The organism is Pseudomonas fluorescens (assembly GCF_902497785.1).
Lineage (GTDB): Bacteria > Pseudomonadota > Gammaproteobacteria > Pseudomonadales > Pseudomonadaceae > Aquipseudomonas > Aquipseudomonas fluorescens_BO.
The window spans coordinates 76519-103055 of record NZ_CABVHK010000019.1 but is presented as its reverse complement, the minus strand read 5'-3'; the positions used below and the strand labels follow the sequence as shown (position 1 = coordinate 103055).

23 protein-coding genes are annotated in these 26537 nt (G+C 60.1%); 5 read left to right on the top strand and 18 right to left on the bottom strand.

Translation table 11 applies throughout. The annotated features are described in order from the left end of the window. The first annotated feature begins 47 nt into the window (after nt 1-47). Nucleotides 48-932, top strand: coding sequence for a LysR substrate-binding domain-containing protein (locus tag F8N62_RS25440; RefSeq protein ID WP_150713258.1), 885 nt, complete (start codon nt 48-50; stop codon nt 930-932). A 7-nt stretch (nt 933-939) separates the two neighbouring features. Here the strand turns inward: F8N62_RS25440 and F8N62_RS25435 are convergent, their stop codons facing one another. From F8N62_RS25435 to F8N62_RS25375, 13 genes are all read right to left on the bottom strand, one after another. Beyond that, entirely contained in the window at nt 940-2484 is a 1545-nt protein-coding gene (locus tag F8N62_RS25435; RefSeq protein ID WP_150713257.1) for an amidase family protein, read from the bottom strand. A 175-nt stretch (nt 2485-2659) separates the two neighbouring features. Then, entirely contained in the window at nt 2660-3553 is an 894-nt protein-coding gene (locus F8N62_RS25430; RefSeq protein WP_150713256.1) for a glycine betaine ABC transporter substrate-binding protein, read from the bottom strand. A 43-nt stretch (nt 3554-3596) separates the two neighbouring features. Next, nucleotides 3597-4265, bottom strand: a complete 669-nt coding sequence (locus F8N62_RS25425; RefSeq protein WP_150713255.1) for an ABC transporter permease — start codon at nt 4263-4265, stop codon at nt 3597-3599. Between the two features lie 2 nt (nt 4266-4267). Continuing rightward, a complete protein-coding gene (locus tag F8N62_RS25420) occupies nt 4268-5266 on the bottom strand; it encodes an ABC transporter ATP-binding protein (protein WP_150713254.1) in 999 nt (332 codons plus the stop codon). Then, on the bottom strand, nt 5263-5952 hold the full coding sequence (locus F8N62_RS25415) for an ABC transporter permease (RefSeq protein WP_150713253.1): 690 nt from the start codon (nt 5950-5952) through the stop codon (nt 5263-5265). Before F8N62_RS25415 ends, F8N62_RS25420 begins: the two co-directional genes overlap by 4 nt. Nucleotides 5953-6301: 349 nt before the next feature. After that, nucleotides 6302-7297 carry a GlxA family transcriptional regulator gene (locus tag F8N62_RS25410; RefSeq protein WP_150713252.1) on the bottom strand — a complete coding sequence of 332 codons (996 nt, stop codon included), beginning with the start codon at nt 7295-7297 and terminating at the stop codon, nt 6302-6304. 217 nt (nt 7298-7514) lie between these two features. After that, entirely contained in the window at nt 7515-8414 is a 900-nt protein-coding gene (locus F8N62_RS25405; protein ID WP_224791411.1) for an alpha/beta hydrolase, read from the bottom strand. A 111-nt stretch (nt 8415-8525) separates the two neighbouring features. After that, nucleotides 8526-9419, bottom strand: coding sequence for an amidohydrolase family protein (locus tag F8N62_RS25400; protein ID WP_150713250.1), 894 nt, complete (start codon nt 9417-9419; stop codon nt 8526-8528). A gap of 138 nt (nt 9420-9557) precedes the next feature. After that, nucleotides 9558-10673, bottom strand: a complete 1116-nt coding sequence (locus F8N62_RS25395) for a glycosyltransferase 61 family protein (protein WP_150713249.1) — start codon at nt 10671-10673, stop codon at nt 9558-9560. A gap of 185 nt (nt 10674-10858) precedes the next feature. After that, nucleotides 10859-12013, bottom strand: coding sequence for a hypothetical protein (locus F8N62_RS25390; RefSeq protein WP_150713248.1), 1155 nt, complete (start codon nt 12011-12013; stop codon nt 10859-10861). Between the two features lie 205 nt (nt 12014-12218). Further along, a complete protein-coding gene (locus F8N62_RS25385; protein ID WP_150713247.1) occupies nt 12219-13448 on the bottom strand; it encodes a nucleoside permease in 1230 nt (409 codons plus the stop codon). 52 nt (nt 13449-13500) lie between these two features. After that, nucleotides 13501-14598, bottom strand: coding sequence for a sugar phosphate isomerase/epimerase family protein (locus F8N62_RS25380; RefSeq protein WP_150713301.1), 1098 nt, complete (start codon nt 14596-14598; stop codon nt 13501-13503). Then, a complete protein-coding gene (locus F8N62_RS25375) occupies nt 14595-15761 on the bottom strand; it encodes a Gfo/Idh/MocA family protein (protein ID WP_412071985.1) in 1167 nt (388 codons plus the stop codon). The genes F8N62_RS25380 and F8N62_RS25375 overlap by 4 nt, the downstream gene beginning before the upstream one ends. A 166-nt stretch (nt 15762-15927) precedes the next feature. Between F8N62_RS25375 and F8N62_RS25370 the strand changes: the two genes are divergently transcribed. From F8N62_RS25370 to F8N62_RS25355, 3 genes are all read left to right on the top strand, one after another. Further along, nucleotides 15928-16923: a LacI family DNA-binding transcriptional regulator gene (locus F8N62_RS25370; RefSeq protein WP_150713246.1), complete on the top strand. Its 996-nt coding sequence runs from the start codon at nt 15928-15930 to the stop codon at nt 16921-16923. A gap of 919 nt (nt 16924-17842) precedes the next feature. After that, nucleotides 17843-18142 carry a hypothetical protein gene (locus tag F8N62_RS31980; RefSeq protein ID WP_150713245.1) on the top strand — a complete coding sequence of 100 codons (300 nt, stop codon included), beginning with the start codon at nt 17843-17845 and terminating at the stop codon, nt 18140-18142. Nucleotides 18143-18226: 84 nt separating this feature from the next. Further along, nucleotides 18227-20398 (top strand): ATP-binding protein, encoded by a 2172-nt coding sequence (locus tag F8N62_RS25355; RefSeq protein WP_150713244.1) that lies wholly within the window; start codon nt 18227-18229, stop codon nt 20396-20398. A 20-nt stretch (nt 20399-20418) separates the two neighbouring features. Here F8N62_RS25355 and F8N62_RS25350 read toward each other — a convergent pair whose 3' ends face one another. The 4 genes from F8N62_RS25350 to F8N62_RS25335 form a co-directional block, all read right to left on the bottom strand. Beyond that, entirely contained in the window at nt 20419-21468 is a 1050-nt protein-coding gene (locus F8N62_RS25350; RefSeq protein WP_150713243.1) for an NAD(P)H-dependent flavin oxidoreductase, read from the bottom strand. Nucleotides 21469-21509: 41 nt separating this feature from the next. Continuing rightward, complete coding sequence (locus F8N62_RS25345; RefSeq protein ID WP_150713242.1) at nt 21510-21899, bottom strand: tautomerase family protein; 390 nt, start codon at nt 21897-21899, stop codon at nt 21510-21512. A gap of 114 nt (nt 21900-22013) precedes the next feature. Next, a complete protein-coding gene (locus F8N62_RS25340; RefSeq protein ID WP_150713241.1) occupies nt 22014-23531 on the bottom strand; it encodes a CoA-acylating methylmalonate-semialdehyde dehydrogenase in 1518 nt (505 codons plus the stop codon). A 302-nt stretch (nt 23532-23833) separates the two neighbouring features. Next, nucleotides 23834-24514, bottom strand: a complete 681-nt coding sequence (locus tag F8N62_RS25335; RefSeq protein ID WP_150713240.1) for an MOSC domain-containing protein — start codon at nt 24512-24514, stop codon at nt 23834-23836. A gap of 113 nt (nt 24515-24627) precedes the next feature. Between F8N62_RS25335 and F8N62_RS25330 the strand changes: the two genes are divergently transcribed. Beyond that, the gene (locus tag F8N62_RS25330) at nt 24628-25515 is read left to right on the top strand and encodes a LysR family transcriptional regulator (RefSeq protein WP_150713239.1); all 888 of its coding nucleotides are present in this window, start codon (nt 24628-24630) and stop codon (nt 25513-25515) included. A 53-nt stretch (nt 25516-25568) separates the two neighbouring features. Here F8N62_RS25330 and F8N62_RS25325 read toward each other — a convergent pair whose 3' ends face one another. Beyond that, nucleotides 25569-26534: an NAD(P)H-dependent flavin oxidoreductase gene (locus tag F8N62_RS25325; protein WP_150713238.1), complete on the bottom strand. Its 966-nt coding sequence runs from the start codon at nt 26532-26534 to the stop codon at nt 25569-25571. Between the last annotated feature and the right edge of the window lie 3 nt (nt 26535-26537).

Below are 26537 nucleotides of genomic sequence, written 5' to 3'. Positions count from 1 at the left end.
GGCGCCGGACAAACGGATATTCCTGCCGCTATCGATGACTTTTCTGAATGAATTACCGCCACCTCACTCCCTCGATGTCGTTGCTGCTGGCCTTTGAAGCCGCCGCCCGCCATGAAAGCTACACCCGCGCCGCGCTGGAATTGTCCCTGACGCAGAGCGCAGTCAGCCGCCAGGTCCAGGCGCTTGAGCAGCAATTGGGCCTGACGCTGTTTCGCCGCGAAGGCCGACAGGTGCAGTTGACCGACGTCGGTCGCCTGTATCAACGGGAAATGAGTGATGCGCTCGGGCGCATCCGCAGCGCCACGTTGCAGGCGATGGCGTATCAATCCGGCAGCGGCAACCTGCGTCTGGCGACCTTGCCGACGTTCGGCTCGAAATGGCTGTTGCCGCGCCTGCATGACTTCTACAAAAACCATCCCGGCATGCTGGTGCACATCAACTCGCGGATTGACGCGGTCGACTTCGAAACCAGCGGCATCGATGCCGCCATCGTCGTCGGCAGCGGCGACATGCCGGGCCTGATCAGCCATCGCCTGCACGCCGAGGAACTGATGGTGATCATCTCGCCACAGGTCGCCAGCGCCCATGACGACTGGACTCCGGAGCGCATCGGCGCACAGACGCTGCTCAACGTCGCGAACAATTCCAATGTCTGGGGCGAGTGGTTCAGCCACCACCGCCTGCCCCACCGAATGATGCGCCTGGGGCCCAGCTTCGAACTCACTTCACACCTGATCCAGGCCGTCAGGGCCGGCATCGGCATCGGTCTGGTGCCGCGCATCCTGGTGACCGACGAGCTGCTCAATTCAGAGTTGATCAGCCTCGACCTGCCGTTCGCCAGTCAACGTAGTTACTACCTGACCTATCCGCCACGCAACGAAATGCTGCCATCGCTGATCGCATTCCGCAGGTGGTTGCTGGAACAGATATGAGCGGCCCTTAGCGCCCGAGAAAGGCGTAGCCAAAACTCACGACTTTGGCGTCTTCTCCATAGCCGCCCAGAAACGAAACACCGACAGGCAGGTTGCCTTTGATCGTGCCTGCCGGAACCGTGATCTCGGGGAAGCCAGTCGCCGAGGCAATGTACGAGGACGCGTAGGTATCACCGGATTGGCACACGTAGCTGTCGTCTTTGACGCCATGAATCACCGACGCCGGGCAATTGAGTGTGGCGAAGAACAGGCTGTCGACCTCGTTGGTTTTCATGATGCTCATCAGTTCCTCGCGCAGCTGCGGGATTTTTCTGGAGAGAATCGAGATGTACAACGGCGAATCGGTGCCAGTGGTTTTCTCCAGCGCTTCCAGCCCGGCCAGGCGTGCCGGGTTCATGCCGTGCGCGCCCTTGGCTGCCTGGTTTTTCCGGGCAAGGTCGAGAAATTGCGCCAGCGTGCGCGGCTGATTCGGATTGAGGGTCGCCAGGTAACGCTCGAATTGCGGCTTGAATTCGCCCTCCCCGACCGGGCCGAGGACATCGCCCCACAGCGTTTCAAATCCCTTGGGCAGTTCGATGGCGACCACATGCGCGCCGCGCTTGACGAGGGTTTCCTGCGCGGCCTGAAACACCTGATCAACCTCGGGATTGGCGCCCTTGAAGTTGGTGATAACGCCAATGGTCTTGCCTTCGAGCGAGGACTGACTCAAGCCCTGCTCGAAGTGAATCGGGTCTGAGGCAAGGTCCAGGGTCGCTGAATCGCTGGGGTCCTGGCCCTTGATCGCATCCAGCACGATGGCTTGATCAAGGACGCTATCGGTGATGACGCCACCGGTATCGAACGCGAGCGAAAGCGGAATAATCCCGCTGCGGCTGATCAACCCCAACGACGGCCGAAAACCCACCGTCCCGGTGACGCTGGCCGGTGCGCGGATCGACCCGCTGGTGTCCGAGCCCAGCGCGAAGGGCGCAAATTTGGCCGCCACGGCGGCCGCAGAGCCGCTGCTGGACCCCGACGCATCACGCTTGGTGTTTTTCGGGTTGAGCGTCTGGCCGCCGAACGAGCTGTAGCCAAACCAGCCAAACGACGCCGCCAGTTCCGACATATTGGCTTTGCCGAGCAGAATCGCTTGCCCGTCGATCAGCTTCTTGACGGTGAACGCGTCCTGGCTCGGCTGCGATGAACGCAGCACATAGGAGCCCCCCGAAGTGACCATGCCGCGCGTGTCGAAGTTGTCCTTGGCAACGAAGGGAATGCCGGCCAGCGGCGCATACTTGGCCGTGGGGTTTTTTGCCCGTGCGGCATCCCACTGTTTAGCCTGTTCGAGGGCTTTTTCGTTGATAGTCACCAGGGCGTTGATGTTTTGCCCCTGATGATTGTTGGCGCGAATGTTATCCAGGTAGTGCCGGACAAGTTGCTCGGAAGTCAGGCTCCCACTGTTCAGCGCCTGGCGCATATCGGCGAGCGTCATCTGGTCGATTTTGTCGTCCGCCTGAGCACTGGCGGCCAGTAACAATAATGAGCATGCCACGAACTTTTTATTGAACTGCACTTTTGATTCTCCTAATGGGGACAGGCGAACGGGCTCTCGCCTCAAGCAGGTGCGATGAACTTGGGCACAACGGGGACTTATCTGATTCAGCGTTGCAGACGCGCACGAAAAAGAGGCCAGCGGTATTCCGCTGGCCCTGATCGTTTAAGAAGGTTTCAAACGGTTGAAGCCGTTATCAGAGCAACTTGCTCTTTTGCAAGAATTCGGTCGATACACTCTCAATGGACTCACGGCCGACGTCGACCCGGGAGTTGAGACCGGCGATGGTGTCGTCATCCAGCTTGGACGACAGCGCATTGAGCAATTCACCGATCTTCGGATTCGCTTTGACGACCTCGGTCCGAATCACTGGCGTCAGCGCGTAGCTGGGGAAAAAGCCTTTATCGTCCTTCAGCACGACAAACCCGAAGGCCGGAATGCGCCCGTCAGTCGACAGCACCAATGCCACATTCACCTGGCCATCGCGCAGTGCTTGATAAGTCAGGCCACCGTCCATGCGGATGACGTCTTTGCGCGGGAATTCAAACTTGTACGTTTCCTGCAGAGGTCGCAAACCATCGGACCGGGAAAAGAATTCCGCGTTGGAGGCGAACTTGTAGGCTTTGCCCTCGCCGATTTTCTTCGCAAGATCGCTGAGCGAGGCGATGCCCTCTTTCTCGGCCTCGTCCTTGCGCATGGCGAACGCGTAAGTGTTGTTGGCTTTTGACGGGTTCAGCCAGGTAATGCCCTTCGCTGCATCCAGGGTACTGATGCGTTTGTATGTTTCGTCAGCATCCAGTTTGTCGGTGACTTTGTTGTAAGTCACCAGCGAGGTGCCGGTGTATTCCCAATACACATCGACCTGACCGTTCTCTTGTGCCGCACGCAAAATAGAAGAGCCGAGGTCCGGGCGTTTATCGACGCTGTAACCATTGGCGCGCAATAACTGAGTGGTCATTTCGGCAACCAGTTGCTGCTCTGTGAATTTTTTCCCGCCGACAACAATGGTGCTGTTGGCTGACGCACTGCCGGTGATCCCGAACATCAGACTCAGTGTGCAGATCAGGCTGGCCAGCATTCGATAACGCATAATGCACCTCGTTTTATTAGTTATTGTTTATTTGCCTTTAACTCTATTCGCGCCCTGCCAACCTCAAACCCCGAGAAACCGTGAGGTTCTGCAACAGGCCGCAAGTCAAATCCACCGCAATGGCCAATAGCGCGGTCGCTACGGCGCCGGCCAGCATCATGCCGAAGTCATTCAGGTCGATACCGGTAAAGATCAGCTCGCCCAGCCCGCCGCCGCCCACCAGAAAAGCCAGCGGTGCGGTGCCGACGTTGATCGCGAGTGCCGTGCGAATGCCGGCAAAAATCACGTTCATGGCGTTCGGAATTTCGACCTTCCACAGCGTTTCCCGGGGCGTCATGCCCATGGCCTCGGCGGCTTCGATCAAGTGCTGCGGGACGGCGCGCAAACCTTCATAGGTGTTGACCGCCACCGGCAACAACGTCGCCACCCACAAGCCGAAGATCGCCGCACCACTGCCAACACCGATCAGGCTCATGGCCAGCGCCAACAGCGCGAGCTTGGGTATCGCCTGCCCGACGTTGAGCACCTGCATACTGGCCATGGCGTAGCGCTGGTTCGCCGGACGACTCATCCACACGCCCAACGGCAGCGCGACGAGCAAAGCCAGCGCGCCGCTGACCGCCACGATCTGCATATGCTGGACGGTCAGGTAGCTGATATCGCCCCAGTAATACTGGAGCCCCTCCCACACTCGAAGCATTAAGTCAGACATGATCAGTGCACCACTGGCGTAATGTTTTCAACAAGTCGTGCGAGGATATCGGCCTGATGGACATAGCCGATAAAGCGCCCGTCGCTGTCGTTGCACAAGGCCCAGTCCTGACCGCGACCCAGCAGTTGCGAGAGCACCTGGCGCAAGTCATCGCCCGGCTTGACGATCAAATGCGAGCGCGAAGCGATGCCGTTGTTGCCGCCCACTACCTGCATCTGGTCCCGTGGCGCGATCATCGTCGCGACGTCAGCCGCGCGCAGCAGCCGCAGGCGCTTCATGATCCGGTCGCCGCCCATGAAGTTGGCGACGAATTCACTGTTCGGGCGGGCCAGTAGGTCATCCGAGCTGCCGAACTGTTCAATTTTGCCGTTGTGAAACAGGGCGACGCAGTCGGCCATTTTCACCGCTTCGTCGATGTCGTGACTGACGAAGAGTACGGTCTTGCCGACCTGGCGCTGGATGCGCATGAACTCATCCTGGATCACGTCCCGGTTGATCGGGTCGATGGCGCCGAACGGCTCGTCCATCAGCATCACCGGTGGGTCGGCCGCCAACGCCCGGGCCACGCCGACGCGTTGCTGTTGACCGCCCGAGAGTTCGCACGGATAGCGTTTCAAAAACCTGGCCGGGTCCAGCGCGACGACTTCCAGCAGCTCAGCGGCGCGCTTGCGGCTTTTGGTCTTGTCCCATCCCAATAGATTGGGGACGACGCAGATGTTTTCCTCGACGGTCATGTTCGGGAACAGACCGACTTGCTGGATCACATAGCCGATCGAGCGCTTGAGGGTGACGCTGTCCAGTTCGGACGTGTCGCGCCCGCCGATTTTGATCGTGCCCGAGGTGGGCGTGATCAGGCGGTTGATCATTTTCAGCGTCGTGGTTTTGCCGCAGCCCGACGGCCCGAGCAGTACGCAGATCTGTCCCTCTTCAACGTTGAAAGAGACATCTTCTACTGCAGTGATTGAGCCAAATTTTTTGTTTAAGTTATCGATCTGGATCACGTCGTAGCTTCCTTCATTCGGCCAGCGGCCACTGTGTTCTTGTTCAAGCCTTTGGGCGTCAACAGGCGCTGCAACCCGTACAACGCATAATCGGCGGCGATGGCAATGACGCTGATGATGATCGCGCCGGCCAACAGCTGGCGCGTATCGGATTGAGCGATACCGCGAATGATCAGACTGCCCAGGCCACCGGCGCCGATATAGGCCGCGATGGCCGCGATGCCGATGTTGATCACCGTCGCCATGCGCACGCCCGCCATGATCAACGGCACCGCCAGCGGCAGCTCAACCTTGCGCAGACGCTGCCAGGTCGACATGCCCATCCCGACCGCCGCTTCGCGCAAGGCGGGGTCGATGTTCGAGATCGCGGTGGTGGTGTTGCGGATGATCGGCAGTTGCGAGTAGAGAAACAGCGCAATGACGGCCGGCACGACACCGATGCCGTAGCCGATCTGCGACAGGGCCGGAATCATCAAGCCGAACAGCGCGGCAGAGGGAATGGTCATTAGCACAGCGGCAAAGGCCAGGACCCAACGGCGGGCTCTGGGGTGCTGGGAGATCGCGATGCCGACAGGTACGCCCGTCAGAATCGCCAGGCCCACCGCTACCGCCACGATGAGGAGGTGCTGACCGAGTAGCAGGCCGATCAGCGCTCCGTTTTCCAGAATGAAACTCAAGGTTTCCATGGTTGATATGCCTTCTTCACGTCATTGTTGTTTTTTCCGGTGTGCGCATCTGGAAGCGTGTGCCGGATTTGTCATCAACCTTAACTCGCCACAGGACGGAGCCTGAGCTTTGAGTGCGACGATCTCTATCAAAAAATCGACGTCACGAAGCCCGACAGTTGCCATTAAAAGGTCTGGATTCGACTGGGAGCACGATCACTACAGAATAGCTGCCTCGTCGAACGTTGCCTGCGCGCACCGGCCGTCGCATCCAGTCATTAGCTTGCTATGGGGTTTTTCAGAGAGGTTTGGCGCGGGGGGTATATTCGCCAAATTGGATCCCGATGGCCGACAGTGGCGGCCATCACCGTCAGGAATGCGCATCATCAAATTTCCGCCGCTCTTCCCCGGGCGTGCATCCCCACACCCGACGATAAGCAGCGCCCAGGTGAGACGCGGAAACGAAGCCGCAGCTGTAGGCGATTGATGCAATGGGCTGGGTGCTTTCGCGCAGCAACCGGCGCGCTTCATTGAGCCGCAGCTCGAGGTAGAATTTTTTCGGCGTCATGCCGAAGTGCTGATGCCACAAGCGTTCCAACTGGCGATGCGACAAGTTGCAGCGGTCGGCGATTTCTTCGATGCCGACAATGCTCTCCAGATTGTTTTCCATGAACGCAATGGCGGCCGTCAGGCGTTTATCGTGGATCCCGAACCGCCACTGAATCGACATCCGCTGATGCTCTTCGGGCGCGCGGATCCTGGCATGGAGAAATTGCTCGGCAACGCTGGCGGCCAGTTGGTTGCCGAAATCCAGGGCAATTTGCGCCAGCATCAGGTCAATGGCGGCGGTGCCTCCCGCGCAGGTCCAGCGGTTGCCATGATTGACGTAGAGCTCCTTGGTCACCTCGATGTTGGGAAATTCTTCGGAAAACTGCCCGATGGATTCCCAGTGCAAGGTGCAGCGCTTGCCCTCCAGCAACCCGGCACGCGCCAGAATGAAGGTACCGGTGCTCAAGGCGCCCACGGTTTTCCCCCGGGCCGCTGCACGCTGTAAAAAGCGCAGCATTTTCGGTGGTTTCTGATGTTCGATGTCGAGGCTTGCGAGGACGAAAACGCGATCGATTTCGGGCGCCTGATCGATTGGCAGGGTCTGGATCTCGAAGCCGCTGCTGGAACTGACCGGGCCGCCGGATTCCGTGAGGACAATCCATTCATAGAGCGTCTTGCCGGACAGACGATTCGCTGCGCGCAACGGTTCACTGGCACCCGCCAGCGCCATCATGGAGAACTGCGGGAGGATCAGCAGGCCGATGCGCTTGGTGGTGGAATTGTTCACAGACGTCGCTGATTCACTGGGGCTCGTCATCGCCAGATCCTTGTCATAGGTGGTTCCAGCCGTTGAACAACACGGCTCAGGCCAGCCCGGAGGAATGGCGTTGGACGCGCTATGTTAGGGCTTGGCCACGCAGACAGCCAGACAGAATCTTCGAGACGTGGATGGGCAAAACCGCAGCCTGTGCGGTCGCGGTTCTGGAATCGCTTGTGAGACCCCTCGCCGGGGTCTCACAGGGCGGGCAAGAGGATCAGCCGCGTGCGCGGATGGCCTCGTCGATGCTCTGGATCATCGAGGTAAACACCGGGCTGTCGACCTGGTTCTGCTGGCCGTGCTGCATGTGCGCAATGATCAGCGCGCTCGGGCCGGCATCGCCCGGGTAGTGGCGGTGCAGACGCACTGACTCGGACGGCATGTGCAGGGTGTTGTCGGCGCCATGGATAATCAGTGCCGGCGGGAAGCCTTTTGCACCTTCGATGGACTGCTCCGGATCATACGCGACATAGGATTTGTAAGACTTCGCCGACACGTGAGTGCAGCCCGGCCAACGGTCAGCGCCGCCCGCTTCGGTGTAGCCGCCCAACTGCTGATCCACGTAGGCCTGGGTCTCAGGATCCAGTGGGTAATAGCCGAGGCCGGTCGCGGCGGTGCCGGTGTCGAACGGCGGGATCGCCGCGTCGTCCGGGAGTTCGAGAATCGCCGCGTCAGCCGCTGCTTTGTCGGCACGCAGGGCTTGCAGGTTGCGGATGTTGGTGTAGCTCATCGGCACCCAGAAACGGATCTGCTCGCCGCCCGCCGCGGCCAGTTCAGCCACTGCCCCGAGGCTGGCCACCGAGCCCATCGCCCAGGACGCTACGACCGGCATCTCGCCGAAATTGTCGCGTGCCCATTGCACCGCGCCGAGGACTTCATCTTTCTGGTCTTCGAGGATCACATGGGTGATGACCTGATCACCGGCCTTGAGCGTGTTGCGAATTTCCTTGTTGGAGAAAAAGCCGGCCACGTCGTAGGTCATCACTCGATAACCCCGGGCTGCCAGGGCGCGACCGAACAGCTGACCGTACATCGTCACGCCACCGGTGAAGCCGGAGTTGAACACCACCGGTGGCAGTTTGCGGGCAGCCGCGTCGAGTTCTTGAGGTTCAAACACTGTTCCTCTGAGGTTCAGCGTTTCGTCCCCGTACTTAACGGCAAAGTTTATTTCTTTTGTAGTAATGACTGTCATCGCTAGAGTTCTCGAAGTGTAGAGCGTGGGCGTGAATCAACCTGCCAACTGGCCAGAAGCTCCACGAAGAAGTTGGCCAACAGGAATTCGGGTTTGTCTGGAAACTTGCTGTGCTACGGCATCAACAAAAGTGAAAGCTTTGTTTAAATCAAACAGCTCGGCATAAGACTGACCGTTGTTGTCAGTTCCGACATGCGGGGCGTCGGTGGCTTCCAGCAACACTTTGTCTGCGCCGACGGCGCCGATGATTTGCGTCACGAAACGCGCGGTTTCCTCGGCAGAGACAGAAGTGCGATAGCCCGGACCCTTGAACCACACGTTGCCGCGCCTTCCGGCTTCCAGCAGGAGCGCCAGGTAAGCCGGCTCGGTGCTGCCGCGCTCGCTGTGGCAGCTGCCGAGATGATCGATGATCACGCGGATATCGTCCGGGATGTGGCGCAGCACGCGCAGATTGGTCTCAGCTTCTTTGGCGTAGAGGTGCAGGTGCTGGTGCGGAAGCAGTCGTGCATAAAACGCCGACCATTGCTCATCGCTGAAGCGCGTGGCCGACACCGTTTCCGGCCTGGCATCGTGTAGCACGATTCGGGCACCGATAACCTGCGGGTGTGCAAGACGTGCCCGAGTGGCGTAAACAGGGTCCGCCTTGATCGTCCCTACCAGTTTAATGTCGCCATAACGCTGAGGGTTTGTCGCCTGGAGTTGTTTGAGTTCTTCGAACGAAGCAAACACGTTTTCTGAATCGGGCAGGATACTTAGATGCACATTATTTATAACTTCGGGTGTGATCCCGGCAGTAATAAGTTCATCCAGATAAGCGGTGAGCGGATGCGGCTCAGGCAACGTATAAGGCAACGAGCCAGCGACCCGACGCAGATCCTGCGACGTATAAAAGTGTACGTGACTATCAATTCTTCTGGTCGTCGGCAGCATGATTATTGTTTCCCGCGTTAGTGGGAAAACAATAATCGCCGTCAGGGTTGCGTCGCTCCCGCCAACTCGACGTGTAGTATCAAAATCTCGCCATGTACGTGCAGTGATGGCGAAATTTTGTTGTTGGTCGCCCTGTTATTACGGCAGCAAGTCCAGCGTACGTTCCACTTCCTGAATATCGATCTTGAAGCCGTCGCCCTCAGGTGTCCCGACCACGAAGCCGAAATTCTGCCGGTCGCGGTCGGTCAGGAATTTGTAGTAGCTGACGAAGCGGTTCGGCGGCTGCAGTGTCAGCAAAGACCCGCCCGTTTGCAGAATGTTGACGCCATGCACGAGCTGGCTGCCTTCGACCCCGATGACCGTCCGCGCCCCAGCGCACGTCGCGACGATGGTCGGGACATCGGTTTTCAACGGATTGAGGATGCGAAAGCCCCGGGTCTTGCGCAGGTGCTCGGCGACCTCGAGTTCGTTGCGCAAAAAGCGCAGGTCACCGTCGCCACCACGCAGAATGAAAACCCCAGGGTGGCTCTCATGGTTCACGTGCGACAGCAACTTTTCACCCATGGCGCGGTAGCGCAGATGCTTGCTCTGGTTGTTACTCATATCATCGAACAGCACCAGCTCGCGGAAAAACGCAGCATTCAAGCGAGTCGGCTGCATGCCGAACCAGTCTTCGTAGGCAGGGGCCTGGGTGAAGATGGGGAACCTGGCGGAGGGCGCGGTGGTGACCGGGACGCCTTCATCGCAGGCCAAGGCATACGTCGGGCAGTCTTCCATCAGCCAGGTGCCGAACCAGGTATTGCCGTTTTGCGTGCAGTAGACCGCGGCGCGGTCGATCTCGGTGTCGACCTGAATGCGCGGAAACGTACTCGGTTTGAGCGACAACCACAGACTTGCAGTGTCCTTGTACAGCGCGCCATCGATCAGCCACACATCCTTGATCAAATAGCCGCGAGTCGGGCCTTGGACCACATCACCCAGGCCTTCCATGGTGCGGGCCGGGTGCTCGAAAGGATAAAAGCGCTTCGCCTCCCACCCGGTCACGCGCTCCAATTGTCCCGGCAGGCAGATAGCCGGCGGCGAATGGAACACCCCGCCCGGCGCGATATCCCAGCTCTTCACCGCCAGGCTTTTGAGACTGATCTCCGCGCGGCGCTGCAGCCTTTTTCGCGCCATGAACCGGTAGGCGGCAAGGGTCCATTTCTTTCGATTGCCAGCGGTGGACCTGCTGAGTTGCGAGACATCGCTTTCCATGAAAACTCCTCTCTGCGGGACAGGCTCAACTTTCTGTAGGAGCGAGCTTGCTCGCGATAAGCGTTAACGATGACGCGTTTCTCCCGAAAAAAAACGCCGTCCTGAGTCCATCGTCGGAACGCCGCCCGGAGCAAGCTAGCTCCTACAAAAAACCAGCTCGTGCTTACCAAAGTCCTGAAACCGGCTCAGCTGGAAGCAATCCTTTGCATGATGGGTGGGGTCTGCAAACTGGCGTAGCGACTGCGCAAGGTGTCGAGGAACTGTTCGCCGGAACGCTCGGCGCAGTACAGATAAATTTTGTGCAGTCCGCCAAAGACCATTTCATGGTAGCGACTGGCGACTTCCTCATCGCTGGGTCCGTCCGGCAAGCCAAGGTGCAGGGTCAATTCCTTGCCTTCGACAGCAAACAGCGGCGTGTCCCAGAGAAATTTGGCCGTGCCGGCTTTGGGCAACCGGACAAACATGAACGCGTGGTTGTTCAGGGAATCAACATCACCGCCGCGTCTTCTTTTCCATTTCAGCAGTCCGTCATCCGGACGGGCCACGCAAAGACCGATGTCGTAATAGTCGAAGCCATTTTCCAGGGCCCATTCCAGCGCCATGAACGTGGTGATCGAGTTCACCTCGCGAAGCTTTTTGGCGTCGGAAAAAACCGCCTCGGTATAGCCGAAACGCAACGTGCTCCAGTAACGCTTGCCGCCCCGGGTGATCACGCAGCCGAGGTGGCAGGCAACCACTTCGTCCTCGAGCATGATCAGGTCGAGCCGGCCAGCCGTCTTGGCGATCCTGAACACTTCCTGCGTGGCAAATTGCGCCACATGGATACCTTGCCTGGCCGCGGCATAGGGTCGAAGCAATTCCCTGTCGGCCTTTTCAATCTCCTCGTCGAGCACGGTCTGGACCATGCGGTAGCGCGGTCGGTTCTTGCGAATGCTTCGACGCAACTCACTATCGTATTTGCTGGTGATTTCCTCGAGGGGTCGGCCCAGCGGTACCACGGCACTCAGGTACAAGGGCACCGACAACGCCCCCGAACTCGGCATTTCACTGACCACGACCACTTGATCCGAGGCGGCAGGTGCCGGATCGCCATCGGCCGGCGGGGAATACGCCGCGGCCTTTCCGCCGATCAGCAGCTTGGCCATCTCCCGCTGGTTTTTCCTGCCGATATACAGAAACTCGTAAGCACTCTCGCTCTGTAATTTGAACCGGGCAATTTCCCAGCGCCAGAAACACGCGCGCCCAAGGACATCTCGCGACCAGTCCGCAGCGTGCCGCATCTCATAGCGCATGGAAGGCGACAGGTGTTTTCGGGCAAACGCCGCCAAGTGCTGTTTCATGTGTTGATCATCCTTTGAATGTTCCATGGGTAAAGCAGAAAAGATCCATGCAGTTCTTCAAGCAGCGTACTCAGACCTTGATGTTCAAGACCTGTTAACGGGGTGATACGTTCACATCCTGTCACAATTAAAGATACAAGGACGGCACATTGCAAGGGCCATACGGGCCGCGCCGCCCCTCTATTTTATGACGTCAATTTTACCGCTACGGCCTGAGCACGACTGCCTCGCGCCGCCCTTTGAACGTCAGCCCGAAACAGAAAAATATCGCCAACGCGAACCCGGCCGGAAACAGCCAGATGCTCTTCCAGTCATGCAGATTGCCCAGCGCAAAGTGGTCAGTCACCTGCCCTGCCACCCAGAATCCGATCAGCATGCCCAACCCGTAGGTCGCCAGCGTGATCAGCCCCTGCGCGGAGCTTCGAAAGCGTTCCGGCGCTTTGGCGTCGGTGTAGATCTGCCCGGAGACGAAGAAGAAGTCGTAGCAGATGCCGTGCAGGGCGATGCCGGTGAACAGCATGAACGCCAGGTCGCCATTGTTGCCGTAAGCAAACAACAGGTAGCGCAAGGCCCACGCCAGCATCCCCACCAACAGCGCAAGCTTGATGCCGAAGCGGTGAATGAACAGCGGCAGAAGCAGCATGAACAGCACCTCGGAGACCTGTCCGATGGCCATTTTCGCGGTGGGATTGGTCACGCCGATCTCTGCCAGAAACGGATTGGCATTCTGGTAGTAAAACGCCAAGGGAATGCAGATCAGAATCGAGGCGATGAAGAACACCAGGTAACTGCGGTCTTTCAGCAAGCCCAGGGCATCCAGCCCGAGCATTTGCTTGAGACCGCCCTGGCCCGCCTCCGGCTTCAATGGCGCGGTGCGCGGCAGGCTGAAGCTGTAGAGCCCAAGCAGTAGAGAGGCAATCGCCGACATCAGGAACGTATTGCGCAGCCCGCCGGACGAAATCATGGCTTGGGAATCCCAGGCAAAGACAAAGCTGATCACCACGCCGGCGACGATCCAGCCGATGGTGCCCCACACGCGGATCCGCGAAAACTCCAGCGCGGGGTCGCTCATCTGGCGGAACGCGACCGAATTCACCAGGGCCAGGGTCGGCATGTAGATCATCATGTAGGCCAGCACGAACGGGTAAAACGTGCTGAAGTCCGGCGCTCGATAAAGCTGGTACAGCAGCACCGCGCCCACCAGGTGCAGCACCGCGAGGATGCGTTCGGCATTGAAGAAACGGTCGGCGATCAAGCCGATCACAAACGGCGCGATGATCGCGCCCCAGGACTGGGTCGAGAACGCCATGCCGATCTGGCCGCCGCTGGCCCCCAGGTTACTGGCGAGGAAAGTACCGAGGGTGACGAACCAGCCGCCCCAGATAAAAAATTGCAGGAACATCATGGCGCTCAAGCGCGCGGTCATCAGGGTCATAACAGTCACCGGTTTTTTGTTGTTGTGGTGGGAGCGCAGAGCAAGGTCGTGATCAGGCGTCGGGCAACCCCAGCAAGCGTCGATTGAAAGCGGCGTCCGCCTGCACGCTGGCGAAGTCGTCGAAGGCCTTCTGCGTCTTCGTGATCATGTGCTGCTCGATGAACGCCGCCCCTTCGGCGGCGCCCTGGGCGGAGTCCTTCAGGCAACATTCCCACTCGAGCACGGCCCAGCCGTTGAAGTCGTACTGGGTCAATTTGCTGAAGATTGATTTGAAGTCGATCTGGCCGTCACCCAGCGAACGGAAACGCCCCGGCCGCTCAACCCAGCCCTGATAACCGCCGTAGACGCCTGAGCGCGCATCCGGCCGGAACTCGGCGTCCTTGACGTGGAACATGCGAATGCGCGCGTGGTAGCGGTCGATGAAGCCCAGGTAGTCCATCTGTTGCAGGAGCAAATGGCTGGGGTCATACAGAATCGCGGCGCGGGGGTGATGATTGACCGCGTCCAGAAACCGCTCGAACGAGGCGCCGTCATGCAGGTCTTCGCCGGGATGGATTTCGTAGCACAGATCGACACCGGCCTCCTCGAAACACTCGAGGATCGGCAACCAGCGCCGGGCCAGTTCGGCGAAGCCTTGTTCAACCAATCCGCCCGGACGTTGCGGCCAGGGATAGATATAGGGCCAAAGCAGCGCGCCGGAAAAAGTCGCGTGGGCCTTCAACCCCAATCGCTGACTGGCCCGCGCCGCCAGCTTCAATTGCTCGATCGCCCATTCGGTTCGTGCCTGAGGCTGGCCACGCAAATGCGCCGGGGCGAAGTCGTCAAACAAGGCGTCAAACGCCGGATGCACCGCCACCAGCTGGCCTTGCAGGTGCGTCGACAACTCGCTGATCTCGACGCCCGCTTGAGCGCAGACGGCGTTCAATTCGTCGCAGTATTCCTGGCTCTCGGCAGCGCGCGCGAGGTCGATGTATTGCGTGCCCAAGGTCGGCAACTGAATGGCCTTGTAGCCTTGGGACGCGGCCCAGTGCGCGATATTGGCCAAAGTGTCGAAGGGCGCTTCGCTGGACATGAACTGCGCGAGGAAGATGCCCGGGCCGCGCAGGCCCGTTGGAGAGGTAGGTTTCACGGGTGGGTGCTCCGGATTCATTGGGGGCAGACCAGTTCGGTCCATTTGCTGTCGCCACGGTGATTGGCGATCACCGCTTCGATAAACGCCATGCCGCGCATCCCGACGTCGATGCCCGGTACGCCGGGGGCGGCGTTGCCCTCGACGTGGCCGCGAATCGCCGTGGCGAAATCGCCGTAGAGGTTGGCCATGGCTTCCAGGTAGCCCTCGGGATGCCCGGCCGGCAGACGCATGCGTCGGGTCGCGGCGTCGCACAACCAGGGCTGGCCGACGCCGGAGCGTAAAACGCGCAGGGGTTGATCAAGGGCACGATGGATCAGGCTCGACGGTTGTTCCTGACGCCATTCGAGGCCGCCCTTGTCGCCGTAAATGCGGATTTTCAACGGGTTCTCTTCACCGGCGCAGACCTGGCTGGCGATCAGCACCCCCGTGGCGCCGTCGTCCATTTTGAATAACAGGGCGGCGTCATCATCCAGTTGCCGGCTGTCGAGGTGGGTATTCAACATCGCGCACAGGTGCAGGACGGGTTGGTCGGCGACGAATTCGGCCAAGGAAAAGGCATGGGTGCCGATATCACCGATGCAGCCGCCCAGCCCGGACTGTTCCGGCTGATCGCGCCAGCCGGCCTGCTTGTTGCCCTGCCCCGCCACGTCTTCGCTCAGCCAGCCCTGCGGGTATTCGACAAGCACTTTGCGCACCTTGCCGATCACGCCATCACGAACCATCTGCCGTGCCTGCCAGACCATCGGATAACCCAGGTACGTGTGCGCCAGGCCATACAGGCGGCCGCTGCTCTCAAGGATTTTTTTGAGCGGCAACAACTCGGCCAGATTCAACGCCGCGGGTTTCTCGCTGAAAACATGAAACCCGGCACTCAGCGCCGCACTGGCAATCGGCGCGTGCAGGTGATTGGGGGTCACTATGATCAGCAATTCCATGCGCTGGTCGGCGGGCAGCGCGCGTTCAGTGTCGAGCATCTGCCGCCAGTCGCTGTAGCAACGGGCCGCAGGCACGCCCAGCGCGGCGCCGGTGTTTTGGTTGTTGCGCGCGTCGCGACTGAACGCGCCGCACACCAGCTCAAAACGACCGTCGAGCCCGGCGGCCTGGCGGTGGGCCTGACCGATAAAGGCGCCCTCCCCGCCACCGACAAATCCCATTCTTATTTTTGCTACTGGAGCGTTCATCGTCATTGTTCTCTGGTTGAGGCTGTTGATGTAACCGGTTACATCGTGACGGAAATTTAGGCGTTGGCGGGCGAGGTGTCAAACCCCGGATGGACCTCACGAAAGTTCCAGCACCGGACCGACCTGCGCTAAGCTCGCCGCTGCTCAGTTCGTTAACGAGGTGCTTTTGTCCAACATTCGCGAAGTTGCCAGGCTGGCCGGCGTCTCCGTCGCCACGGTGTCCAGAACACTCAAATCGCCTGAGCGCGTGCTCCCCGAGACCCGGGACAAGGTCAACGCCGCCGTCGAACAGGCCGGTTACCGACCGAACCAGATGGCCGTACAATTTCGCTCGCGCAGAACCGGCAACCTGGTGATTCTGGTGCCGACCGTTGCCAACACGTTTTTCGCCAAGGTGATCAGCGGTGCGCAACAGGCGGCCCAACTCGCTGGCTACCGGCTGTTGCTGTGCGACACCCAGGGCCGCGAGGACATCGAGCGCGAATTTGCCGAACTGGTCTACGCCCATCAGGCCGATGGCGTGATCCAGTTGCGCGCCTATGACCCGTTCGAAGCCCCCTTCCCCAGCGCCGAACTGCCGCCGATCGTCAATGCCTGTGAGGTGATCCACGGCGGTCGCCACCCGACCATCAGCCTCGACAACCACGCGGCCGCGAAGGCCATGACTGAGCATTTGATTGAATTGGGCCACCGTCGTATCGGCCTGATCAAAGGCCCTAAAAGCAGCCCGCTGACCCGCGAGCGCGTGGCCGGTTATCAGGATGCTTTGCGCCAGGCGGGTCTGGAGTCCGACCCCGCGTTGATCTGCCATGGTGATTTCAGTTTGCAGGCCGGGCATGACGGCGCCGCGGAGATGCTGGCGTTGCCTGATCGCCCTACGGCGCTTTTTTGCGAAAACGATGAAATGGCCATTGGCGCGTTGAAGCAGATCAAGCAACAGGGCTTGCGGGTGCCCGAGGATATTTCCCTGGTGGGTTTCGACGATATACCGTTTGCGGCTTACTGCGATCCGCCGTTGACCACTATCTCGCAACCGGCGGAGATGTTTGGGCAGAAGGCTGTGGAGATGGTGATTGCGCTGATTGAGAAGCGGGGGATTGTGCAGCGGCATGTGGTGTTGCCGTTTACGTTGACCTTGCGGGGGAGCACGGCGGTTGTTTGATTGGGGTTGGGGTTTTTGTGTACATATCCCTTTCTGCGGTGATGGCGGATATTGGTTTCGCCCTTACGGCGAGTCACTTTGAAAAGCGCAAAGTAACCCAACGCTCTTGCCCCACCACTCGGCACCTCGCTCTGGCTCGGTGTGCCCTCACTCCGGCATTGCTCCGCGGGTCGCCGCGAAGGGCCATCCCTGGCCCAGCGCGGCTAAACCGGCATCCTTGCCGGTTTCCCCGCTGCGCAATGCCTGCGTTCGGCCAGCGTGGTTAACGGGGCGCCTGAGATCAAAATCTAACCGAGGCGGCCTGATAGCCGACCTGACCATGAGTTCGATCAGGCAATCAGCGCTGAACACCAATACCATGCCCCACAACAAACCCCTGTGGGAGCGAGCTTGCTCGCGATAGCGTTGTGTCAGCCAATATCAATGTTGGATAGGAATCCGCCATCGCGAGCAAGCTCGCTCCCACAGGGGAACGGTGCAAATTTAGTGTGTGTGCACAATCAAATCAGCGCAGCGCGCCCGCTTGATGCCACGGTCGGCCCGAAGGCCGCCGCGGTTTTGATTTTGATTTTGATCTCAGCGCCCCGTAAAACCACGCTGGCCGAACGCAGGCATTGCGTAGCGGGGAAACCGGCAAGGATGCCGGTTTAGCCGCGCTGGGCCAGGGATGGCCCTTCGCGGCGACCCGCGGAGCAATGCCGGAGTGAGGGCACACCGAGCCCAAGCGAGGTGCCAAGTGGTGGGGCAAGAGCGTTGGGTTACTTTGCGCTTTTCAAAGTGACTCGCCGTAAGGGCGAAACCAATATCCGCCATCACCGCAAAAACGGATAAACACACAAAACCCCCAACACCCCCAACACAGCTAACCTGATAGAACACACTCACAAAACACCGCTAGCGCCGATACAGGAGAACCCGGATGACCAGAACCAAAGCCCACCAATCCCCGGCCTGGCTCCTGCCCTCCCTCCTCGCCCTCAACCTGGCACTCACCGGCGGATGTTCAGGCAAACCCACCACGTCTCACTACTCAGCCCCAAACACAGGTTCAAGCTGCTATGCCAAAGCCGTCCCCACCATTGGCGAGGGTGGACTGGCCTGGGGCCCGACCCTGAGCATGGCCCGCCAAAAATCCCTGAATAATTGCATACGCTATGCCGGCCGCTCCGGCGGTACGCCGGATACCTGCCAAGTGGTGTTGGCGCAATGCAGGCATTAACAGCGCATTGCGTGCATCCCGTCATCCCGGCGGAACCTACCCGACGTGCCAGCCTCGTACATGAATATCCACAGGGGTGAAATCATGGCAGTCGAGGCTACGTTACTGCGCCAGCGCAAAGTGCTTGCCGAGTTTGGCGAGCTCGCCCTGGTGTCAGACGATCTGGAGCACATCCTCGACGAAGCCTGTCGCCTGGTGGGCGCTGCGCTCGAGACGCATATGGCCAAGTTCATGCTGTTGCTCGATGACGGCGTCACGTTTGTCGTGCGCAATGGCGTTGGCTGGAAACCCGGTGTAGTCGGCCAGGTCCGGGTCCAGGCCTGCGAAGGCAGCCCGGAGCGGTACTCACTGGACACAGACCGTCCGGTGATTTCGGTGGATATCGCCACCGAAACGCGCTTCCGTTATCACGCCTTTCAAACCGACAACGGGGTCAAAGCCTTCGTCAACGTGCTGGTCCACGGGGCGACCGCGACACGTCCCTTTGGCATTTTCGAGGTCGACAGTCGAATCCCTCGGCAATTTACCGAAAACGACATCGACTTTCTGCGCGTGTACAGCAACTTGCTGGGCGCGGTGTTGAAGCGCTTCAATACCTTGCAGGTGATGCGCACAGCCGAAGAAAAACTGCGGGAAAGCGAGAAACACTACCGCATTGCTGCGGAACTCAATCCGCTGTGGCCATGGACGGCGGACAGGGTCGGCGCGCTGACTTCTATTGATCTGCGCTGGTCTGAATTTACGGGCCTGGACACTGCACACACATTAGGTCGCGAGTGGGCCAGTGCGACTCACCCTGACGATCGCGAAGCCCTGGTCAAACTCTGGGATCGATCACTGAGCACACTCGAACCCTTCGACTCGCCCGTGCGCCTGCGAAAACGCAGCGGCGAATATCGCTGGTTCAGATTCCGCGCCCTGTGCAGCTTCGATGCTGCAGGCCATTGTGAGCAATGGTACGGGACCATCGAAGACATCGACAATCGAGTGCAGTTGGAGGGCGCGCTGCGGGACTGGAACGATCTGCTCGAAGACCGGATTGCTCAGCGAACCGCGCAGCTGGAAGCCGAACAACATGAGCGCGCCATGGCGGAATCCAAGCTTCGGCAGAGTCAGAAAATGGAAGCGGTCGGCCAGCTGACCGGCGGCATCGCCCATGACTTCAATAACCTGTTGGCGGGCATCATCGGCAGCCTGGAAATGATGCAGCGGCGCATCGATGCCGGGCGCTTCAACGAGCTGACCCGCTACAACTCCGTGGCCATGACGTCAGCCTCCCGGGCCGCTGCGCTGACCCAACGGCTGCTGACATTTTCCAGACAGCAATCACTTGAGCCCGAACTGCTGCAGCCGCGCACCGTGGTGGCCGGGCTTGAAGAAATGATTCGCCGCACCGTCGGTCCCAGCATCGTTGTCGAGAGTTCGTACAGGGCAAACGACCGGATCCGGTGCGACCTCAATCAATTGGAAAACGCGCTGCTGAACCTGTCGATCAACGCTCGGGATGCAATGCCCGGCGGAGGCACGTTAAGCCTGGTCGTCGATCGATGCATCATCGACGCGAACGCGCTGGCCGATCGACAATTGCCACCGGGCGCCTACGTGAGCATCTCGGCCACCGATTCCGGTACCGGCATCAGCCCGGACATTCTGTCGCGCATCTTCGACCCGTTTTTCACCACCAAGAAAATTGGTGAAGGCACCGGCCTGGGGCTTTCGATGATCTACGGTTTTACCCAGCAATCCGGTGGCCAGGTCAAAGTGCACAGCAGTCTCGGGGTTGGGACGACGGTGACGCTGTATTTTCCGGTTGACGATTCGCAGCCCGCCGAGCAAACGAAAAACACGACTGGCAGTCAACAAACGCAGCCCTCCGCGCGCAACGAAACCATCTTGCTGGTCGACGACGAAAAAGCCATTCGGCAGATGACTTCGGAGTTTTTGGGCGAGCTGGGCTATCGCGTCATTGAGGCCGTGGACAGCGTCTCCGCGCTGAAACAGGCAGAGAAACTCAAACACGTCGATTTGCTGTTGACCGACATTGGCTTGCCGGGCGCGATCAATGGGGTCGATCTGGCGGCGGAATTCAAAGCGAAATATCCGCACCTCAAGGTGCTGTTCATCACCGGTTTTGCCGGCGGGTCCAGCCTGGTTTCAACGGATGAATCCACCCGGATTTTAACCAAGCCGTTCAGCTTGAACGACCTCAGCCAGCGTGTGCACTGGCTGCTGGACGTACCTTCGGACCCCCCATAACGCCCGCGATGCAACGCACGTCAGTCTTGCAGTTGCGCCGCCAGCAGGTTCATCAAAGCGGCAGCCGGCAACTCACGCGCCAGCGGTGCACCTTGCCCGGCCCACTGCACGGCAAAGTCCGTGTTGGCCTTCGTGGTTGCCACGGCGTTGAGCGCCTTGTTGGCGTCGTACGTCAGCGGATAGTCGGGCAGTTCAATGCCCGCCACGTCGAAGCCGGTGAAGTTGCGATTGATCATGCCACGGGCAGGTCGCCCTGAGATGACGCTAGTGACTTGGGTCTGGTGGGCACGCGGGCCTTTCAAGGCTTCGCGATAGGCTCCGTTGGCGGACGATTCAGGACAGAGAATAAACGCCGTTCCCAACTGCGCGGCACTGGCCCCCAGCTGCATGACGGCCTTGATGCCCGCGCCGTCCATGATTCCGCCGGCGGCGATCACCGGCAGTTGGCAGGCCCGCGCCAACACACGCACCAGCGCCAAGGTGCCCATCTGCAAGTCTTGCTGCGGGTCGAATACGCCGCGATGCCCCCCGGCTTCGTAACCCTGGGCCACCAGTGCATGCACGCCGGCCTGTTCCGCACTGCGCGCTTCGGCCAGGCTGGTCACTGAACAGAGCAAGACAATGCCGGCGGCCTTCAGTGCATCGATGGCCGGTTGCGGGGGTAGCCCGAAATGGCAGCTGACGACCGCGGGCTTTTCCTCCAGCAGCATCTGCAACATGCCCGGATCTGCGACGAATGAGGTGTAGATCTCCCGCAGCGACGTAGGCGCATCCGCGCCGAACTCGGCAAACACCGGCGCCAGGACGCTCAGCCACTGCGCCTCTCGAGCGCTGTCGTGAATGGCAGGTCGGTGGCAGAACAGGTTCACATTGAACGGTTTATCAGTCAGCGCCGCCGTCTCCCGGATCATCGCCCGCGCCTGGTCGACGTTGCTCGCGCCAATGCCGATGGCGCCCAGCCCGCCGGCAGCCGACACCGCCGCCGCCAGTTTCGGAGTGGACACACCGACCATCGGTGATTGCAGGATCGGCAGTTCGATTTTCAACAGCGACAGCAGAGGATTGGACATGACGACACCTGGACGTGATGAGTAGGAAGAAAAAACCGGCGCTACAGTTCTCCGGTCAGAAATTGCGCGCGCCCGCGGCCGAAGGACCAGTCTGCATCGGCGTTTTCCACCAGCGAGACAATCAGGTCATCCGGCGACAAGCCACATTCGGCCTGGAGCTTCTCGGCGAGCAAGCGATAAAACGTGGTCTTCTGCACTTGGGAACGCGGTCGCGAAATCACCGTCAGCAAGACCACACTGGCCGAGCGGGTGTAACCCAGTCCCGTGTCGTGCAGCACCAATTCCCCCGACCGGTGTTGGGTCACCGATTGGTAGCGATCACTGGCAGGCACTTCAAAAGCCTCGACCATCGCCTGATGGGCTACATCGAGGAGGGTCTTGAGCTGTTCATCAGTGCGTCCCTGAAGGATGTCGAACTTGAGCAGCGGCATTGTGGTTCACCTCAACGAAAAAACCGGGAGCGAAGTGTTCGCTCCCGCTGGGAAAGACGGATGCCGTGCAGCCCGCGCCAGCACGTCATCCCACCCACACCTGTGGAGCAGAAACTACTTGGACGTCGGCATGGCGAATTCAGCGCCCTTGGCGATGCTGTTCGGCCAGCGCTGCATCACCGACTTCTGTTTGGTGTAGAAACGCACGCCCTCTTCGCCGTAAGCGTGCGTGTCACCGAACAATGAGCGCTTCCAGCCGCCAAAACCGTGCCACGCCATCGGCACCGGAATCGGCACGTTGATACCGACCATCCCCACCTGAATACGGCTGGCGAACTCACGCGCGATGTGACCGTCGCGGGTATAGCAGGCGGTGCCGTTGCCAAACTCGTGTGAGTTGACCAGGTCGACCGCTTCGGCAAAATCCTTCACGCGCATGCACGCCAGCACCGGGCCAAAGATTTCCTCTTTATAAATCTTCATCTCTGGAGTGACATGGTCGAACACCGTGCCACCGAGCCAGAAGCCCTCGGCGCAATTGGCCCCGGCCTGCGCACCGTCAAAACCGCGCCCGTCGACCAGCAATTCCGCGCCTTCCGAGATGCCTTGTTCGATGTAACCGGTGATGCGTTGCAACGCCACCTGCGAGACGATCGGGCCCATCTCGGCGGCCAGGTTCATGCCTTCCAGCACCTTGAGCGTGCGGGTGCGTTCCACCAGTTTCGGCATCACTTTATCGGCGACATCACCGACAAACACCGCCACCGAAATCGCCATGCAACGCTCGCCGGCGGAACCGAATGCCGCGCCGATCAGCGCGTCGACCACTTGATCAATGTCAGCGTCAGGCATCACCACCATGTGGTTCTTCGCGCCGCCCAGCGCCTGCACGCGCTTGCCGTGGCGGGCGCCGGTTTCGTAAATGTAGTTGGCAATCGGCGTCGATCCGACAAAGCTCACGGCTTTGACGTCCGGATGATCGATCAGCGCGTCTACTGCCTCTTTATCGCCCTGGACCACGTTGAACACGCCATCCGGCAGCCCGGCCTCTTTGAACAGTTCAGCGATCAGCAGCGAAGGCGACGGATCGATCGGGCTGGGCTTGAGCACGAAGGTGTTGCCGCAGGCGATGGCCACCGGGAACATCCACATCGGCACCATCACCGGGAAGTTGAACGGGGTGATGCCGGCGACCACACCGAGCGACTGACGCATGGTCCAGTTGTCGATATTGGTGGAGACCTGCTCGGTGTAGTCACCCTTGAGCAGTTGCGGGATGCCGCAGGCAAACTCGACCACCTCGATGCCGCGCGTCACTTCACCCTGGGCGTCGGTGAAGACTTTGCCGTGTTCGGCGGTGATCATGCGTGCGAGCTCGTCGCGGTGTTCGTTGAGCAACCCCAGAAACTTGAACATGATGCGCGAGCGTCGCAGCGGCGGCAGCGCCGACCACGCTGGAAACGCAGCGGCGGCCGACTTCACCGCGGCATCGACCTCAGCGGCACTGGCGAGGGCCACTTTGCCAATGACCGAGCCCAGGGCGGGGTTGGTGACGTTCTGCGTGCGACCCGACGTGCCGGGCGTCGCGCGGCCGTGAATATAGTGTGCGATGTCTACTGGCTGGTTGCTCATGGCGGGTGTCCCCTGGTGGTGGATAAGAGCCATCTCTTGTTGTTGTCAGGAAAGTGCCAGGCGGTGTGGCGTTGCCTGTCTGGGCCAAAGTAGGCCAGCCGATTGATCATGTAAAATGATGATAAATGATCGCATGGATCATAAATCGTGAAGCTCTAATGCCGATTAGCTTTATGTGGCGAGGGAGCTTGCTCCCGCCGGGGTGCGCAGCAGCCCTAAAATTTTGCGGCCGCTACGCAGCCGAGCGGGACGGTGCGGCGATCCGACGAGCTCCCTCGCCACAAAAGCTCCCTCGCCACCGGTCAGCGCTGTGGAGCCGGCGCCGCTTTCTTCAGCCACTTCGCACGCTCACTCAACCGCCGCCGCCAGTCCTCGGCCAGGCCAGGGGTTGCCGCCAACTCCAGCAGATCGTCAATCAAGGGCCTGTGCGACAGCTGCACCTGCCAGAACTCGTCGATGGAAAACCGCTGCGTGTGCCGTTCCAGCAATTCAATCCCGCCCCCTGCCTCAATGAAGCCAGGCTGGATGACCCGGTAATACCACCCGGTAATTCGCGCTTGGGCGACATGCATCGACAGGCGCTCGGCGTCGAAACGATGGTTGATTTTCCAGCACGGGCTGCGCGGCTGGGAGACCTGCAACACCGCGCTGCCCATCTGCAACACATCACCGATGTGCACGTTTCGCTCGGTCAATCCGCGCGCTGAAATATTCTCCCCGAGGCTGCCCGGCAGCAGCTCATGGGCGCAGTGCGCGAACGCCTGTGCCAGCGTCTGATAGTTTTCTGCCGCGTAGTGATGAACAGCCTTTTCCGGACCGCCGTGCACCCGGGTATCACCGTGCTCGTCACCGACAATCCCGAGAACTTCGACTCGCGCGGGGCCTGACAGCCTTCGTTTGAAGATACCGGTGCGCTGCCCTTCGGGCTTCAAGACCCCCAGGCCGCCGGCAAAGACATGGTCAATGTGGGAAGTCAGTGTCATCGGTCCGCTACGCTCATCAGGCTGTTTTGTTGACTTTACTCGCCGTCTGCAAAGCCCGTAAAATGATGACTTGCGATGCAATCCATCACTTTTGATGATAGGTAGCGACGATCATGGAAATGCGCCAACTGAAGATTTTCTGTGCGGTGGCCGAACTCGGCAGCTTCACCGCAGCTGCCATCAATGTGAATACGGTGCAGTCCAACGTGACCATGCGGGTCAAGGAGTTGGAAACCGAGCTGAACCGGGAGCTGTTCATCCGCAAGAAATCCGGCGTGGTGCTGACGTCGGCGGGCGAGACCTTTCTCGGGTATGCGCGGCGCATCCTGCAGCTGACCGAAGAAAGCCGCAGTGCCTTGATGGACACTGGCGTTCCGGCCGGCCTGCTGCGACTGGGCTCGATGGAGACCACCGCCGCGATTCGCTTGCCACAGGTGCTGACCAAGTACCGCGAAAAATACCCCGAGGTCCAACTGTCGCTGCTCACCGGCACCACCGCCGAGCTGATCAAGGCGATTGAAGCGCACCGTCTCGACGGCGCGTTTGTCGGCGGTTTTCACCAGAATTCGACGTTGGCCCAGGAAGAGGTTTTCCAGGAGGAACTGGTGCTGGTCAGCAGCAGCCAGTTCGAGTCACTGGCCGCACTCATCGAAAAAATCCCGCAACAGACCGTGCTGGTGTTTCGCACCGGATGCTTCTATCGCTCGACCCTGGAAAACTGGTTCTATCAAGTCGGCCTGGTGCCCAACCAGATCATGGAACTGGGCACGCTGGACGGCATCCTGTCATGCGTAGCCGCCGGCATGGGCGTGACCTTGCTGCCCAAGGCCATCGCGGAAAGTTGCAGCATGCGCCATGCGATTCGCTGCCACACGCTGCCGGCGGAATTCGCCAACGTCTCGACCTTCTTCATTCGCCGAAACGACTCGATGATCACCTCGGCCATGAGCGCGTTCATCGGGCTGGCACAGCAACAGATTGCCCGGCCGGTGGCGGTGTAGCTTCGGTCCTGGCAACAAAAAACGGCTCGGGCATCAGCGCCGAGCCGTTGGTTTCATACAGCGATCAATGATTGAAAGCTTGTTGTCATCGGCAGCCCTGACGCCAACTCGGCCACACGCTGCGCTGCGGGGACCACGCTGTCGATCTTGCCAACCCCCTGCCCCGCGTACAACGACAGCTTTTTGGCCATGCGCGGTTTATCAATCGCCCGCGCCCCGCCACCGATGAAACGCAGCAGGTTCCACTTGTCACGATTGGGGATCACCCGATGCGGCGTGCCGTAGGTCCAGCCGAATGAATACCCGGTGCGGTATTCGGTGTCATCCGTCGTGGCTTCAACGATCTTCTGCTTGTACAGCGGGTGCGCGTTCGACTCGTCGGTGGCAATAAATGCGGTGCCCACCACCACCCCGGACGCGCCAAGTGACATCAGTGCGCGGACATCGTCACCGCGGACGATGCCGCCGGCCGCCAGCACCGGTCGCCCCTCCGCCACCGAAAGAATCGACGTCAGCAACGGCATGATGCCGATGGTGCCGCGATTCAAATGCCCGCCGCTTTCACTGCCCTGCGCCACGACAATATCAGCGCCTTGGGCGATGGCGATTTTCGCCAGTTCCACCGAACCCGCTTGCACCATGACCACCAGCCCCGCGTCTTTCGCCCGGGGAATCATGTCGGCGCAATAGGCCTCGGCGTAAAACAGTGACAGCAGCCTGGGCTTTGCTTTTAGCACCACCTGAAACTGCGCTTCGAAGACGTCCGGGCCGCCGAACTGCGGCACCAGGTTCACCCCGAAAGGTTTGTCGGTCAGCGCGCGTGTTTCCTCGATCCATCGGCGCAAGGTCAGCGGCGGCAGACGCAGGCCGCCGACGACCCCCATACCCCCGGCGTTGGCCACGGCTGCCACCAACTGCGGGCCGGAGATGGCGGCCATTCCGCCGAGAAAAATCGGGTACCTCACTCCACAGAGTTGGGTAATGGCGTTACCCGTAAAATCAAATCTGGCTTCGTTCATGAC